Source organism: Roseomonas sp. SRI_022, from assembly GCF_057586215.1.
Genome location: NZ_JBYCZL010000004.1, coordinates 12,586 through 27,637, shown reverse-complemented (window position 1 = coordinate 27,637; position 15,052 = coordinate 12,586). Strand labels below are relative to the sequence as shown.

The following is a 15,052-nucleotide window of genomic DNA, read 5'->3' as shown; positions in this document are numbered from 1 at the left end:
CGCCGACGATCGCGAAGGTGCGTCGATCCCGCCGCGCGACCGATGCCAGGGATTTGCGATGATGCCGATGACGCGCGAGGGAGCGGAAGGCAGCACGGGGCGGGGCGGGGCGGGGCTGCTCCAAGTCCTCGCCCTGCTGGTCGCGATAGTCGCGCCGGCACAAGCGCAGGACCGTGCCGCCGTCCATGGCGGCCCCGTCCGTGCGCTGGCCGTGCTGCCGGGCACGCTTGCCTCGGCCGGCTTCGACCAGTCGGTGATCTTCTGGGACCTCGCGGCGGGACGGGCGCGCGCGGTGGTGCGCTGGCATGCCGGGGCGGTGAATGCGCTGGCGGCGCTGCCGGATGGGCGGGTGGCCTCGGGCGGGGAGGATGGCCGGATCGCGGTCTGGGGCCCCGACCCGCGCAATGGCGTGCCGCAACGCGTCCTGCTGGGACATGACGGGCCGGTCGCGGGATTGGCGGCGCGGGATGGCGTGATCGCCTCCGCATCCTGGGACGGGACGGTGCGGCTCTGGGCGGAGGACGGGACGGCCCGGGTGCTCGAGGGCCACCGCGGCAACGTCAACGCCGTTACCTTCCGCGCCGATGGGGTGCCGGCCAGCGCCGGCTTCGACGGCACCATCCGCGCCTGGGGGCCGGATGAGGTGATCGCCGAATTCGCCCTGCCGCAGAACGCCCTGGCGGCGCTGCCGGATGGCGGGCTGGCGGCGGCGGGCGTGGATGGGGCGGTGCGGCTGATCCCGCCGGCCGGCGCAGCGCGGGAGGTGCTGTCGCTGGGACGGCCGGTGGTGGCGCTGGCGGTGAATGCGGCGGGCACGCTGCTGGCGGCGGCCTCGCTGGGCGGTTCCGTCGCGGTGCTGGGCCTGCCGGAGGGCCGCCTGCTGCACACGCTCGACGGCCCCGGCACGCCGGTCTGGTCGGCCGCCTTCGATGCGGATGGGCGGACGTTGTGGACCGGCGGGGCGGATCGACGGGTGCGGCGCTGGGATGCGCTCGCGGGTCGCATGATCGGGCCGGTCGGCGATGCGGTGGATGCGCCGCTGGCCGAGGGCCTCGACCCCCATGGCGCGCGCGTCTTCCGTGCCTGCGCGGCCTGTCATTCCCTGACCGCGGAGGGTGGCAACATGGCCGGGCCGACGCTGCATGGGCTGTTCGGGCGGCGGATGGGCAGCGTCGCCGGCTATGCCTATTCGGACCGGCTGGCGCGCGGCGACATCGTCTGGACGCCGGAGACGGTGGCCGACCTGTTCACCCGCGGGCCGGATGTGGTGACGCCTGGGACCAAGATGCCGGTGCAGACAGTCGGCAACGCTGAGGACCTGGCTGCGCTGCTGCGCTTCCTGGACGTCGCGACGCGGTAGCGGAGGGCATCGTCATGGCCATGTTCGTCCATATCGCCGACAGCCGGGACACCGCTGCGATCCGCCGGTCCGGCCTGCGCGCGTATGGCTTTGCGCTGCAGCCAGGGGCAGTGCACGCCGGTGGCGACCCTTTGCCCGGCCGTGCGGTGTTCTGCGTGCCGGTCGTGCCGGACATCCAGGCCAGCCTGCAATGGCTGCGGGTGCTGAAATGCGACGGGCACCGCACATCCTGCGCCGTGCAGTTCCGCATCGGAGATGCCGAGCCGGTCTTCGCCGCGCATTACCGCGCCTGGCCACGGCCGATGACGGCGGCCGAGGCGGTCCGGCTGTTCCTGACGCATCCCGATCCGCGCGGGCTGCAAGTGCTGGTGCCGCGCGGCGTGGCGGCGCGGGAGATCCATCGCATCCGCGCCGTGCCGCAGAATTTCGGCTGGCGCCACTACCCCGAGGCCCATGGCCAGGAACGACGCTGGCCGGCCAAGGGCGAGATCCGCGCGCGCCGCCAGAGGGACCTGGTCAACGCGCACTGGCCCATCGGCTGAGGCGCGGCGCCATGATCGGAAGCCGTCGCTTCAGCGCGAGGTGCTCCCGGAGAACTTCCCCGTGCCGTCATAGCTGCGCGTGCCGCTCGGCCCGCGTTCCGTCACGCCACCATAGCGGCCCGATCCGTCATAGGTCTGGACGCGGTTGCCGCTGCGCTCGCCGTAGCCCTGATAGCGCCCCTGGCCGTCATAACGTGTCACGCGGTCGCCGCTGCGCTCGCTGTATCCCTGGTAGCGTCCCTGCGCGTCGTAAGTGGTCGCGCGCCCGCCGCTGTGCTCCGTGTAGCCCTGATACCGCCCTTGCCCGTCATAGCGGGTGACGCGGTTGCCGTTGCGTTCGGTGTAGCCCTGGTAGCGGCCCTGCGCGTCGTAGATGTTCTGACGTTGCGCCGCTGCGGGGGCGGCCATCAGCAACAGCGGCAGGATGGCGATGGCGAGACGGCGCATGATCCAGCCTCCGAACAAGTAGCCGGAGGTTAGCATGTTGCGGCGGCGTCACGGAAGCAGGCGGTGGATCGTCACCTCGCGCAGCGTGCGGTCTTCGAGTTCCAGCGACGTCGCGACGGCGTGGCGCACGAGCGGCTGCAAGCCCTCGGCGGGCAGGTAGGCGCGCCCTGGATCGGCGAGCAGCACCTCCGCCCCGGCCGCCGCCATGGCGCGCAACCAGGGCAGGATATGCGCGGTCATCGGCGCCTCGTAGCAGACGTCGCCGGCGAGGATGACGTCCCAGCGGCGGGGCGCGCCCACGATGTCGCCATCCGGCGTCGCGACCTCCACGCCGTTCAGCGCCGCGTTCAGCCGCACGGCGGCCAGCGCGAGCGGGTCGATCTCGGCGGCTTCGACGGATGCAGCACCGGCCATGGCAGCGGCCACCGCGGCGATGCCGCAGCCCGCCGCGAAGTCCAGCACGCGCCGCCCGGCCACGCGCGAGGGATCGTCCAGCAGCAGCCGCGCCGTCGCCTGCCCGCCGGGCCAGGCGAAGGCCCAGAAGGGTGGTTCGATGTTCTGTTCGGCGAGCCAGGTCTCGGTCGCCTGCCAGATCGGCGTGATCTCGGTGGCGAGGTGCAGCGCGATCTCCGGCACCAGGCTCGTGCGCGCGATGGTGGTGTGGGTGCGGACGAAGTCCTCGGGACTCACAGCCGGCCGATCAGGAAGGCAAGCGCCACCGCCAGTCCCACATCGCGGTTCGCCTTGAACAACTGCAGGCACAGCGCCGGGTCGCGGATGTCGAGTGCCACCACCTGCCGCGCCAGCAGCCCCGCCGGCAGCAGCAGTGCCGGCGCGAACCACCAGGACAAGCCACCGAGCCAGCCGGCAAGGCCCAGCAGCGCGACCATCGCCGCGTAGCAGCCGACCAGGAAGGGCCGCGTGCGATCCCCGAAATGCAGGGCGGTGGAGCGGATGCCGACCAGCGCGTCATCCTCGCGGTCCTGATGCGCGTAGATCGTGTCGTAGCCGAGGATCCAGAAAAACCCCGCCGCCCACAGCGCAATGGCTGCCGCATCCAGCCCGCCCGTCGCCGCCGCATAGCCGGTCGGCGCCGCCCAGGAGAACACCAGCCCCAGCATCGCCTGCGGGAAATCCGTCACCCGTTTGGCGAGCGGATACAGCGCGATCGGCACCAGCGACAGCACACCGAGCAGGATCGCCACAGGCGTCAGCATCAGCAGGATGCCGCAGGACACCACCAGCAGCGCCGCGAGGAACGCCAGCGCCTGCTGCGGCCGCACCGCCCCGGAAGCAAGCGGCCGCCCCGCCGTGCGCTCCACCTGGCGGTCGAGGTCGCGGTCCCACAGGTCGTTGACCACGCAGCCGGCGCCGCGCATCAGCACCGCGCCCAGGCCGAACAGCAGCGTCAGCCAGAGCCCACGACCCCAGGACGGTGCGACCATGGCGAAGGCCCACAGCCCGGGCAGGAACAGCAGCCAGGACCCGATCGGGCGATCGAGGCGCATCAACAGCGCATAGGGGCGCCAGCCCTCGGGCAGGCGCGCGACCCAGCCGCCGGCGCGGATGTCGGTGTAACCGCTCACGCGGCGTATAGAGGCCACGGAGACCCTGCATGTCCACCCCGCGATTCTTCCTCGACACGCGCCTTTCCGAAGGGGCGGAGATCCCCGGCACGCCGGCCCAGGCGCATCACCTCGGCACCGTGTTGCGGCGCGGCCCTGGCGATGCGGTGGCGGTGTTCAATGCACGGGATGGCGAATTCGCCGCGCGCGTCGCCGCACTTCGCAAGGATCGTTGCGCTTTCGCGTTGGGTGAGCGCCTGCGCGCCCCGGCCCCGGAACCCGATCTGCGCCTGGTGGTCGCCGCACTGAAGCGCGATGCGCTCGACTGGGTGGTGGAAAAGGCGACGGAACTCGGCGTGGCCAGCGTCCACCCCGTCACCACGCGGCGCAGCGTGGTGGACCGCGTGAACCTCGACCGGCTGGGTGCCATCGCGCGCGGGGCGGCGGAACAATGCGAACGGCTGTCGGTGCCGGTGATTCACCCGGCCCAGCCGCTGCATGCCGCGCTCGATGCCTGGGACGGCGCGCCGCTGCTGGTCGCCGCCGAGCGCAGGAATGCATTGCCGATCCGTCACGTCGTCGAATCGCTCAGCCTTCCCTGCGGCTGGCTGGTCGGGCCCGAGGGTGGCTTCGAGGGGGGCGAACTTGACGACGCAACCCGTCGTCCCTTTGTTACTGCCGTTGCCCTCGGCCCCCGCATCCTGCGGGCGGAGACGGCGGCAGTCGCGGGCCTCGCGGTGCTTCAGGCACTGGCGGGAGACTGGGACCGGATCTGAACGCGCCGCGTCCTGCGGCGCCCGCGGAAGGGCTGCATGTCGAATCCTGGCGAGTCGGATCCCACGCCGATCACCTCCGCGCGTCAGTTGTCCGGGTGGTTCGCCGCCGGCAGCAAGCCGCGCGACCAATGGCGCATCGGCACCGAGCACGAGAAGTTCGGCTTCCGCCGCGACACCCTCGCGCCGCCGCCCTACGAACCCGGCGGCATCCGCGCCATGCTCGAAGGGCTGATGCGGTTCGGCTGGGAACCCATCCTCGACCGCGGCAACCCGATCGGGCTGAAGCGTGGCGATGCCTCGGTCTCGCTGGAACCCGGGGGGCAGTTCGAATTGTCGGGCGCGCCGCTGCGCACGCTGCACGAGACGCATGCCGAAACGGCCGAGCATCTGCGCGAGGTGCGCGAGGTCGCCGAACCGCTCGGCCTCGGCTTCGCGCCGCTCGGCTTCCATCCGCTGGCGACGCGCGAGCAGATGCCGTGGATGCCAAAGGGTCGCTACGCGATCATGCGGGAATACATGCCGCGCGTCGGGCATATGGGCCTCGACATGATGCTGCGCACCTGCACCGTGCAGGTGAACCTCGACTTCGGCGACGAGGCCGACATGGTCGAGAAGCTGCGCGTCTCCCTCGCATTGCAGCCCCTGGCGACCGCGCTGTTCGCCAATTCGCCCTTCGCCGAGGGCAAGCCCAACGGCTACCGTACGCTGCGCGGCAAGGTCTGGACCGACACCGACCCCGACCGCACCGGCATTCCTGCCGTGGTGTTCGAGGACGGCTTCGGCTTCGATCGCTTCGCCGACTGGGTGCTCGACGTGCCGATGTACTTCATCATGCGCGAGGGGCAGTGGATCGATGCGGCGGGCCAGTCCTTCCGCGCGTTCCTTGAAGGCCGTGCCGAGAAGCTCAAGGACCACACGGCGACGATGGGCGACTGGGCGGACCACGTCACCACCGTCTTCACCGATGTGCGGCTGAAGCGCTTCCTCGAGATGCGCGGCGCGGATGCCGGCGCGCCGGCCTATCTGACCGGTCTGCCGGCCTTCTGGGTCGGGTTGCTGTATGACGATGCCGCGCAGAAGGCGGCCCGCGCCCTGACCAAGGGCTGGTCGGTTGCGGAACTCCGCGAACTCCGCAACGCGGTGCCGGCGCAGGCGCTGACGGCGAGCATTGGTGGTCGTTCGCTGCAGGACGTGGCGCGCGACGTGCTCGCCATCGCCCGCGACGGGCTGAAGGCGCGCGGGGAGGGGGAGGAGATGCATCTCGACCCGCTCGACGCCATCGTCGCGACCGGGCAGACCCAGGCGGATCGCTGGCTGGAACGCAATGCGACGGCCTGGGGCGGCGATGTCGCGAGAATCTTCGACGAAGCGGCGGTCTGATCGGCGCGGCCCGGGAGGCCGCTGCGATGATTGCGGTTTCATCGGCATGCATCCGATCAGCATGCGCTGCGTTGCATGACTGACCTGTGGTCAGGAGGCACGCATGTGGAAGATCGCTGCCATCGCCTGGATGCCGATCAGCGCGGTGCTGTTCGGCGCCTTCATCGTCATCGTCACGCAGTTTCCCGGATTGCTGCGTGACTTCACCGCCGGCGCGCTGGCGATCTATGGCGCGGCGGCGCTGAGCACCGTGCTCGCCGCGCCGCTATCCTGGTGGGTGGCGCACCGGATGCTCACGCGGCGCGAGAAGCATCTCATGGATGCGATGGCCGGGCGGCGCTGACGGCGATCAGAGGTCCGCGAGCCCGCCCAGGATTCCGCCGACCACCTCGAGCGAGACCTTCGCCACCTCAACCGTGGCGCCAAGCACCGCACCCGTCGCATCGACGACCACGCCGGCCGCCTGCGCGGCGAGGTCGAGCGCCCCGCTCGTTGCGACATCGAGCGCGAGTTCCGCCCCATCTGCCACCGTCTCGATCCCGCTGCCTTCCGCCTGGCGCCGGGCCTCCTCGCGCTTCTGCTCGTCGAGCAACGCCTCGGGCGGCGGCAGCGGCGGGGCGGGGATCATCGGGACCTCCTGGTTTGTTTCCGTCAGTCTGGCCGGCCCCGCATCAGGCCACGATGAACCGCTTCATCAGACGGCCGTGCCGCCCACCGTCAGCCCCGCCATCTTCAGCGTCGGCTGACCCACGCCGACCGGCACGCCCTGCCCCTGCTTGCCGCAGGTGCCGATGCCAGGATCGAGCGCCATGTCGTTCGCCACCATCGTCACCTTGGTCAGCGCATCCGGCCCGTTGCCGATCAGCGTGGCACCCTTCACCGGCGCGCCGATCCTGCCGTCCTCGATCAGATAGGCTTCGGACGCGCTGAACACGAACTTGCCGGAGGTGATGTCCACCTGCCCGCCGCCGAAATTCACCGCGTACAAGCCGCGCTTCACGCTCGCGATCACCTCGCCCGGTTCATGCGCGCCGCCGAGCATCACGGTGTTGGTCATGCGCGGCATCGGGATATGCGCATAGGATTGCCGCCGCCCATTGCCGGTGGGCGCGACGCCCATCAGCCGCGCATTCTGCCGGTCCTGCAGGAAGCCGGTCAGGATGCCGTCCTCGATCAGCACGGTGCGGTTGGTCGGCGTGCCTTCGTCATCGACGGTCAGCGACCCGCGCCGGTCGGGGATGGTGCCGTCATCAACCACCGTGACACCCGGCGACGCGATGCGCTGCCCGAGCAGCCCCGCGAAGGCAGACGTCTTCTTGCGGTTGAAATCGCCTTCCAGCCCGTGGCCGATCGCTTCATGCAGGAGGATGCCCGGCCAGCCTGACCCCAGCACCACTTCCATCTCGCCCGCAGGTGCCGGCACGCTGTCGAGGTTCACCAGCGCCTGGCGCAGCGCCTCCTCCACACCGGCCTTCCAACTTTCCTCCGTCAGGATCCGCGCATAGTCGAAGCGTCCGCCGGTGCCGAAGGATCCGGTCTCGCGCCGGCCATCCTGCTCCACCACGACCGAGACATTCACCCGCACCAGCGGCCGCAGGTCGGCGACGCGCTGTCCGTCGGGGCGGATGATCTGCACCGCCTGCCATTCGCCGGTGATGGAAGCCATCACCTGCTTCACCCGCGGATCGCGGGCGCGGGCGAAGGCATCGATCTCCTGCAGCAGGGCGGTCTTGGCGGCGAAATCCATCTGCGTCAGCGGATTGGCATCGGCATAGAGCCGCGCGTTGGTCGCCCGCGGCCCGGCCTCCAGCACGCCGGACCGGCCCTGGCGCACGGCCTTCACCGTCTCCGCCGCGCGCGCCAGCGCTGCATCGGACAATTCGCCGGCATGGGCATAACCGGCCGCCTCGCCGGACACCGCGCGCAGCCCGAAGCCGCGCGTCGCGTCGTAGGAGGCTGAGCGGATGCGGCCATCGTCGATCGCGATCGCCTCGCTCTCCCGGTATTCCAGGAACAGCTCGCCATCCTCGCAGCCCTCGGTTGCCTCGCGCAGGCGGGCCTCGGCGGCATCGCGGTCGAGCAGCCCGAAGAACAGGGCATCGGTGGTGGCAAGGGCCGTCATGTCGTCTCCTGTGGTGCCGCGCTCTCAGAGATGGTGATGGCGCGCGGCAGGCGAAGGGTCGCGGTGGTGCCGACACCCGGCTGGCTGTCGAGCGCGAGGGACGCGCCCATGGCTTCGGCGAGCAGCCTGGCAAGGTGCAGCCCGAGCCCCGAGCCCGGATAGCGCCGGGCGAGAGAGGATTCCAACTGGGTGAAGGGTTCGAAGGCGCGCGGTATGTCGGCCTGTTCCATGCCGATGCCGCTGTCGATGACGCGGAACAGCAGCCCATCTGCCCCGTCGCTTGCGGCCTCGATGCGCACGGACCCGCCCGCCGGGGTGAACTTCACGGCATTGCCGGCCAGCACGTTCAGGATGCGGCGCAGCCGCCTTTCGTCGCAGCGCGCGCGCGGCAGGCCGGGCGCGGCCTCAACGGCAAGGCTCAGCCCCGCCGCCTCGGCTTCCATGCCGACCGTCGCCGCAAGGCTGGCGAGCAGCCCGGCCGGCTCGACCGGGATCATGCCGGCCTCGGGTTCGGCGCCGCCGACGCGAGTGACATCGAGGATGTCATTGATCAGGGACAGCAATTGCCGCCCCGCCTCGCGCACCGCACCGGCATACTCGCCGATGCTCTCCGGCGCGGGGTTGGCCAGCAGCGCCTCGGCATAGCCGATCACCGCCGAGAGCGGCGTGCGCAGCTCATGGCTCATGGTGGCGAGGAAGCGGGACTTCGCCTCGCTCGCGGCTTCCGCCGCGGCACGGGCGCGTTCCAGCTCGTCGCGCACATGGCGGTCCTCGGTGACGTCGGTATAGGTCCGCACGAAGCCGCCGGTGGGGGTGCGGTCGGTCGCCACCTCGATGATCCGGCCATTGGGGCGCCGGCGGATGTAGTGGTCGGGCGCCTGCAGCGGGCGGTTCCACAGCGCGCTGTCGGCGCGCGTTTCCTCGAAGGGCATGGCGAATTCGCCGCGCTCGGTCTGCCGTCGGCGCATCTCGGCGAGCGTCGTGCCCGGGCGTACCTCCTCCGGCGACAGCCCGCACAGGTCGGCGGCCAGAGCATTGCAGGCGAGCAGCCGGCCCTCCGCATCGAACAGCGCGATACCGTGTCGCATGTTGTCGAGCATCACCCGCAGGATGTCGGCGCGCTCGCGGGCTTCGCGCTCGGCCTCCGCGCGGGCGGTGATGTCGATATGGGTGACGACGAAGCCACCACCGGGCGTTGGGTCGGAGGACACCTCCAGCACGCGCCCGGTCGGGGTGCGTCGCACCATCCGGTGTGGGCGGCTGCGGTCGAGCGTGAGGGCGGCGCGCAGGATTCGCCCGGCTTCCGGTTCCGGCCCGAGTCCGCCGGTCGCGTGCAGTTCCTGCACGAGCTCATCAAGCGTGGCGCCTTGCCGGATCGCCCCGGGCACATGCCCGGCGAGTTGACCGGCCAGCGCATTGGCCGCCACCACCCGCCGGTCCGGCCCATAGACGACGAGGCCGTGGCGCATCGATCCCATGGCGGTCTCGAGCAGTTGGGCGCGCTGGCGCGCTTCCTCCTCGGCCCGCCAGAGCGCGGTGATCTCGGTGACGACGGAGATGTGCCCGCCATCAGGCAGCGGCGCGGTGCGCACGTCGAGCGCGGTGCCGTTGGCGCGCAGCCGGCGGCGTTCCTGCGGGCGGGACAGGTCGCGCGCCATCTCCCGCGCATAGACCGCCTCGGCCTCGCCGGGCCCGTATTCGCCGGCCGCGGCGCGGCGCTGGATGACGTCGTGCAGCGTGTCGCCGACCTGCAGCGGCGCGCCTTCCATCAGCCGCGTATAGGCATCGTTGAACAGCGCGACGCGACGATCCGGCCCCCAGACGCTGATGCCGTGGGGCAGCGCCTCCAGCACGCCGTCGAGGATGGCGGCGCGGCGACGTGCCTCGTCCTCGGCCTGGCGCAGGTCGGTGACCTCGTCGGTCTCGATCAGGAAGCCGCCATCGGGTTCGGGGGTGCTGTGGAACCGCACGATGGTGCCGTCCATGCGCTCGCGCTGGCCTTGCAGCATCCGGCGGCGATCGGCGGCGATCACTCCCGCGGCGTAGTCGCGGTCGCGGCTGGTGGGGAATTCCCCGTGCGTGGACAGCGCCTCCATGATCTCGGGCAGGGTCGGGCGGCCGGCGAGGATCTCGGGCGTCGCGCCCGTATGGCGGCGGTAGGCGGGGTTGTGCACGGTCAGCCGCTGCGCGGTATCGAACAGCGCGACGCCGCCGCGCTGGCTGTTCAGCACGCGTTCGAGCAGCGCGGCACGGGCGCGCGCGGCCGCCTCCGCCCGATGCAGCGCGGTGATGTCGACCGAGCACAGCGCAAAGCCGCCGCCGGGCAACGGCAGGCTCGTCACCTCCGACAGGCGGGCGCCGTCGGCACTGCGCAGATGGCGGAGTTGCAGGCTGGTGCGGTCCTGATGCAGGGCCTGCGCGGCAAGCAGGGCCGGATCGCCGGGGCCGAGCATGCCGCGGAAGGCCAGCAGGCGCAGCATGTCGCGCAGCGGCGTGCCCGGCGGGAAGCGTGCCGGGGCCGCCCCGGCTTCCCCCCACAGCGCGGCATTGGCGAGGACGAGCCGATCCGCCCCATCGACCACCATGATGGCGTGGGGCAGGGCCTCGATGGCCCGGAGAGCGGCGTCCCCGGGGGTCACTCGGGTCCGGCCGGCGGCGCCGGGCGGCGCAGCGCATGGATGGCGAGCAGCGCCCCGGTCAGCACCAGCACCGCGACGGCCTGGTGCAGCGTGCCGAGCCAGGGCGGCACGACGGCGAGCAGCGTGGCGATGCCGAGCGCGTATTGCAGCGCCACCGCAATGGCGAGGCCCATCACCGCCCCGCGCACCCGCCCGCGCGGCAGGGCCCGGATGGCAACGAACGCCGCCCATGCCGCCACGGCCAGCGTCAGGGTCGCGAGCAGCCGGTGGTTGAACTGCACCGCCGGAATATTGGCGGTGAGGTTCTTCCAGCCCGGCTCCAGCACCCAATAGCCCTGCGGCACGAGGCGGCCCTCCATCAAGGGGAATGTATTGTAATCGAAGCCCGCACGGATACCCGCAACGAAGCCGCCCGCCAGCATCGCTAGCACTGCGAGCCCGGCCGCCGCATGCACCAGCGGGCGCAGCTTGGTCGGCACGGGTGCCGTATCCGGCCGCGGCCGCAGCAGCGTCATCGCCGTCCAGAGCAGCACGCCGAACAGAAGGAAGGCGAGGCCGAGATGGATCACGAGGCGATAGGGCGAGACGGCGGTGCGGTCAGCCTCGAAGCCCGAAGCGACCATGAACCAGCCGACCGCGCCCTGCATCCCGCCGAGGGCGAGCAGGAGCAGCAGCCGCGGCTTGTATCCGGCCGGGATGCGACCACGCAGCCAGAACCACGCGAGCCCGGCCACATAGGCGATGCCGATCAGCCTGCCCCAGAAGCGGTGGATCCATTCCAGCCAGAAGATTTGCTTGAACCCCTCCAGCCCGAAGCCCTGGTTGACGAGCTGATACTGCGGGATGGTGCGGTACAGATCGTAAAGACGGTTCCACTCGGCTTCCGACAGCGGCGGCAGCATGCCGGTGATCGGCGCCCATTCCATGATCGACAGGCCGGACCCGGTCAGCCGCGTCGCACCACCGATCGCGACCATGACCCAGACCAGTGCGGCGACGAACAGGAGCCATCGCGCGACGGCTCGGCGGTCGGCGGCGGCATCCTCGGCGGTGGGCGCGGCGGCGCCGCGTGAATCGAAAGGCATGGCGGCGATATAGGCCAGTGGCGGGCGGGCTGCACCCTGGGGTGACAGCCGCTGCGCGACAGTGGTTGCTTGCCGCTCCGCGGCGGGGGCTGCTTGCCGGGGCGGGGCGGGGCTGCTACCGCCCGCCCATGGTTCCCGAGCCCAGCGCCGCATCCGGGCCCGCCGCGGCGGGCGGGGAGGCCGCGCCACCCGTCCTGTCGGTCGTCATCCCTGTCCGCAACGAGGCGCCGAACATCGCGCCCCTGGTGGCGGAGATCGAGGCCGCGCTGCCCGCCGTGCCGCATGAGATCGTCTATGTCGATGACGGTTCGACCGACGACACGCCGGCGGCGCTGCGCGCGGCGCGCGAAGCTGGTGCGCCGGTCCGCGCCATCCGCCACAAGGCATCCTGCGGCCAGTCGGCGGCGATCGTTACCGGCGTGAAGGCGGCGCGCGGGCGCTGGATCGCGACACTGGACGGGGATGGGCAGAACGACCCCGCCGACATCCCGCGGCTGCTCGCCCGCGCCGAAGCCGAGGCCGCAGCCGGCCGCCGCACGCTGATCGCGGGGCACCGGGTGAACCGCAAGGACAGCGGGGTGAAGCGCTACACCAGCCGCATCGCCAATGGCGTGCGATCCCGCCTGCTGCGGGATGCGACGCCCGACACGGGCTGCGGGCTGAAGGTGTTCCCGCGCGACCTGTTCCTCGAGCTGCCGCATTTCGATCACATGCACCGCTACCTGCCGGCGCTGGCGCTGCGCCAGGGCGGCGCCGTGGTCAGCGAACCGGTGAATCACCGCCCGCGCGTGCGCGGCGCGTCGAACTACGGCACGCTCGACCGGCTGCTGGTCGGCATCTTCGACCTGATCGGCATGGCCTGGCTGCAGCGGCGCGGCAGGCGGCCGGTTATCGAGACCGATCCAGCCCCATGACCGCGCCGGCGGCGTCCGGGCGGCGCCGCGCGGCGCTGCTGAAACTGGCGATCCTCGCCATCGGGCTGGTGGCGGCGGGACTGCTGTTGCGCGAGATCGGCCTCGCGCCGGGCACCGCCTGGGTGGATCGCTGGGTATTGGGGCAGGGGCTGCTCGGGGACCTGGTGTTCGTGGCGATCGGCGCGGCGGCGACGGCCGCGGGCGCGCCGCGCCAGGGCGTCGCATTCCTCGGCGGCTATGCGCTCGGCGTCGTCCAGGGCACGGCGCTGTCGCTCGCCGCCCAGGTGGTGGGTTGCGCGATCTCCTATCTCTGGGCACGGGCAGTCGGGCGGGGCTGGGCGGAACGGCGGCTTGCCGGGCGCTTCGGGCACCGGTTGCGGCCGCTGCGAGACGTGCTGGCGGGCAGCCCTTTCGGCGCGACGTTGGCGCTCCGCCTGCTGCCGGTGGGCAACAACCTGGCGCTGAACTTGCTGGCCGGCATGGCGGGGATCAGCCTGCTGCCCTTCCTGGCCGCGTCGGCCATAGGCTACCTGCCGCAGACGGTGGTCTTCGCCCTGCTGGGCAAGGGCATCCGGGTGGATGGCGCCTGGCAATTGGGGCTCGGGGTCGCGCTGTTCGTGGTCTCGGCGCTGATCGGGCTTATGCTGCTGCGCCGGCACCAGGCGGGCCGCGCATTGGAAGACGACGCCTGAGGCGCCAATTCTGCGCAGGATCAAGGACGGCGCGGGTCGTCCGGAGGAAGCAGACCGCATGGATACGGATGTCGCCATCATCGGGGCCGGACCGGCGGGCCTCGCCCTGGCCTGTGCGCTCGCCGGCAGCGGGCTGCGCATCACCCTGCTGGAACGCGCGCCGGAAGCGGCGATCGCGGACCCCGCTTTCGACGGGCGGGAGATCGCGCTGACCCATCGTTCGCAGGCGATCCTGCGCGACCTCGGCGCCTGGGACCGCATCCCGGCCGCCGAGACGGCGCCGCTGCGCGAAGCGAAGGTGATCAACGGCGCCAATCCGCTGGCGCTGCGCTTCGCGCCGGGGCGGGACGGCGAACCGCTCGGCCGGCTGGTGCCGAACCATCTGATCCGCCGCGCCCTGTTCGAGACCGTCGCGACCACTGAGGCGCGGCTGGTCACGGGCCGGCCCGTGACCGGCCTGTCCCTGGCGCCCGAGGGCGCGCAGGTGAGCCTCGATGGCGGGGAGGTGGTGGCCGCGCGGCTGGTCGTTGCCGCTGATTCCCGCTTCTCCGAGGCGCGGCGCCGGGCGGGGATCGGCGCGGCGATGCTCGATTTCGGGCGGACCATGATCGTCGCGCGCGTCGCCCACGACGTGCCGCATGGCGGCATCGCGACGGAATGGTTCGGCCATGGCCAGACCATTGCCATGCTGCCGCTGAACGGGGCGATGTCGTCCGTGGTGCTGACCCTGCCGCCTGCGGTCGCGGAGGCGGCGATGGCGATGTCGCCCGATGATTTCGGCGCCGAGGTGACGCGCCGGTATGAATCGCGGCTCGGGCCGATGACGCTGGCGGGGACGCGGCACGCTTATCCGCTGGTCGCGACCTACGCCCATCGTTTCGCCGCGCGTCGCTTCGCGCTGCTGGGGGATGCGGCGGTCGGGATGCACCCCGTTACCGCGCATGGCTTCAATTTTGGGCTGTCGGGGGCGGAGATCCTGGCGGGCGAGATCCGCCGCGCCACCGATCCCGGCGCGGAGGCGGGTCTGTCGCGCTACGCCGCGGCGCATCGGCGCGCGACGCTGCCGCTGTTCCTCGCGACCAATGCCGTGGCCAGGCTGTATTCGGATGACCGGGCGCCGGCACGCCTGGCGCGCGCGGCGCTGATCGGGGCCGGGGCGGTGCTGGCGCCGGTCCGCAAGGCGATCGTCGCCGGCCTGATGGACGCGCCGGGCCGTTCCTGGAAGCCATTGCACGGCGCGGGCAGGCAAAAGGGCGAAGAGGGGCGTCGCCCCTCTCCGGACCTCTCCCCACCAGGGGGCAGCGGCCCCCTTGACCGCTGGGTTTTTACGACCTTGGGTTGGGGCACTTTAGACTTTTAGGTTTTTATCGCTTTAGGCCTTTATCGAGCCGCGGGCCGCTTCCCTTTGGGTTCACATCGACGACAGGGCATGATTCGCCCAGTTGATGTTGTGAACATATAGCGAACATCGCCGCTTGTCCAGAAACCCGGCCCGCGCGGACCACGATCGAGGGCGGAATCGAGGTTTCC

Annotated in this window: 15 protein-coding genes; 8 read left to right on the top strand and 7 right to left on the bottom strand. The window is 71.6% G+C overall.

The genetic code is table 11. The annotated features are described in order from the left end of the window. Positions 1 to 58: 58 nt before the first annotated feature. Together AC2YHJ_RS04815 and AC2YHJ_RS04810 are read left to right on the top strand one after the other, a co-directional pair. Complete coding sequence (locus tag AC2YHJ_RS04815; RefSeq protein WP_487394330.1) at positions 59 to 1,360, top strand: c-type cytochrome; 1,302 nt, start codon at positions 59 to 61, stop codon at positions 1,358 to 1,360. Positions 1,361 to 1,374: 14 nt separating this feature from the next. Beyond that, complete coding sequence (locus AC2YHJ_RS04810; RefSeq protein ID WP_487394329.1) at positions 1,375 to 1,902, top strand: hypothetical protein; 528 nt, start codon at positions 1,375 to 1,377, stop codon at positions 1,900 to 1,902. 30 nt (positions 1,903 to 1,932) lie between these two features. Here AC2YHJ_RS04810 and AC2YHJ_RS04805 read toward each other — a convergent pair whose 3' ends face one another. Genes AC2YHJ_RS04805 through ubiA form a run of 3 tightly spaced genes read right to left on the bottom strand, consistent with a single transcriptional unit; the run spans position 1,933 to position 3,935 of the window. Further along, complete coding sequence (locus AC2YHJ_RS04805) at positions 1,933 to 2,349, bottom strand: type IV secretion protein Rhs (protein ID WP_487394328.1); 417 nt, start codon at positions 2,347 to 2,349, stop codon at positions 1,933 to 1,935. 48 nt (positions 2,350 to 2,397) lie between these two features. Further along, positions 2,398 to 3,039 (bottom strand): class I SAM-dependent methyltransferase, encoded by a 642-nt coding sequence (locus tag AC2YHJ_RS04800; protein WP_487394327.1) that lies wholly within the window; start codon positions 3,037 to 3,039, stop codon positions 2,398 to 2,400. Continuing rightward, a complete protein-coding gene (ubiA, locus tag AC2YHJ_RS04795; RefSeq protein WP_487394325.1) occupies positions 3,036 to 3,935 on the bottom strand; it encodes a 4-hydroxybenzoate octaprenyltransferase in 900 nt (299 codons plus the stop codon). Before ubiA ends, AC2YHJ_RS04800 begins: the two co-directional genes overlap by 4 nt. A gap of 29 nt (positions 3,936 to 3,964) precedes the next feature. On the opposite strand from ubiA, the gene AC2YHJ_RS04790 reads away from it, so the two are divergent. The 3 genes from AC2YHJ_RS04790 to AC2YHJ_RS04780 all read left to right on the top strand — a co-directional run bounded on the left by AC2YHJ_RS04790 (position 3,965) and on the right by AC2YHJ_RS04780 (position 6,413). Next, positions 3,965 to 4,690: a 16S rRNA (uracil(1498)-N(3))-methyltransferase gene (locus tag AC2YHJ_RS04790; protein ID WP_487394324.1), complete on the top strand. Its 726-nt coding sequence runs from the start codon at positions 3,965 to 3,967 to the stop codon at positions 4,688 to 4,690. Positions 4,691 to 4,726: 36 nt separating this feature from the next. Then, on the top strand, positions 4,727 to 6,070 hold the full coding sequence (locus tag AC2YHJ_RS04785) for a glutamate--cysteine ligase (RefSeq protein ID WP_487394323.1): 1,344 nt from the start codon (positions 4,727 to 4,729) through the stop codon (positions 6,068 to 6,070). A 103-nt stretch (positions 6,071 to 6,173) separates the two neighbouring features. Next, complete coding sequence (locus AC2YHJ_RS04780) at positions 6,174 to 6,413, top strand: hypothetical protein (RefSeq protein WP_487394322.1); 240 nt, start codon at positions 6,174 to 6,176, stop codon at positions 6,411 to 6,413. 6 nt (positions 6,414 to 6,419) lie between these two features. On the opposite strand, the gene AC2YHJ_RS04775 is transcribed toward AC2YHJ_RS04780, so the two are convergent. The 4 genes from AC2YHJ_RS04775 to AC2YHJ_RS04760 form a co-directional block, all read right to left on the bottom strand. Next, positions 6,420 to 6,698 carry a hypothetical protein gene (locus AC2YHJ_RS04775; RefSeq protein WP_487394321.1) on the bottom strand — a complete coding sequence of 93 codons (279 nt, stop codon included), beginning with the start codon at positions 6,696 to 6,698 and terminating at the stop codon, positions 6,420 to 6,422. A gap of 66 nt (positions 6,699 to 6,764) precedes the next feature. Beyond that, positions 6,765 to 8,192, bottom strand: a complete 1,428-nt coding sequence (tldD, locus tag AC2YHJ_RS04770) for a metalloprotease TldD (protein WP_487394320.1) — start codon at positions 8,190 to 8,192, stop codon at positions 6,765 to 6,767. Further along, positions 8,189 to 10,831 (bottom strand): PAS-domain containing protein, encoded by a 2,643-nt coding sequence (locus tag AC2YHJ_RS04765; protein ID WP_487394319.1) that lies wholly within the window; start codon positions 10,829 to 10,831, stop codon positions 8,189 to 8,191. Before AC2YHJ_RS04765 ends, tldD begins: the two co-directional genes overlap by 4 nt. Then, complete coding sequence (locus tag AC2YHJ_RS04760) at positions 10,828 to 11,916, bottom strand: COX15/CtaA family protein (RefSeq protein WP_487394318.1); 1,089 nt, start codon at positions 11,914 to 11,916, stop codon at positions 10,828 to 10,830. The genes AC2YHJ_RS04765 and AC2YHJ_RS04760 overlap by 4 nt, the downstream gene beginning before the upstream one ends. A gap of 128 nt (positions 11,917 to 12,044) precedes the next feature. Between AC2YHJ_RS04760 and AC2YHJ_RS04755 the strand changes: the two genes are divergently transcribed. The 3 genes from AC2YHJ_RS04755 to ubiM are packed head-to-tail and all read left to right on the top strand — an operon-like array spanning position 12,045 to position 14,882. Beyond that, positions 12,045 to 12,830 carry a glycosyltransferase family 2 protein gene (locus AC2YHJ_RS04755; RefSeq protein WP_487394316.1) on the top strand — a complete coding sequence of 262 codons (786 nt, stop codon included), beginning with the start codon at positions 12,045 to 12,047 and terminating at the stop codon, positions 12,828 to 12,830. Next, positions 12,827 to 13,522 (top strand): TVP38/TMEM64 family protein, encoded by a 696-nt coding sequence (locus AC2YHJ_RS04750; protein WP_487394315.1) that lies wholly within the window; start codon positions 12,827 to 12,829, stop codon positions 13,520 to 13,522. The genes AC2YHJ_RS04755 and AC2YHJ_RS04750 overlap by 4 nt, the downstream gene beginning before the upstream one ends. Positions 13,523 to 13,580: 58 nt before the next feature. Beyond that, positions 13,581 to 14,882 (top strand): 5-demethoxyubiquinol-8 5-hydroxylase UbiM, encoded by a 1,302-nt coding sequence (gene ubiM, locus AC2YHJ_RS04745; protein WP_487394314.1) that lies wholly within the window; start codon positions 13,581 to 13,583, stop codon positions 14,880 to 14,882. The last annotated feature ends 170 nt before the right edge of the window (positions 14,883 to 15,052 follow it).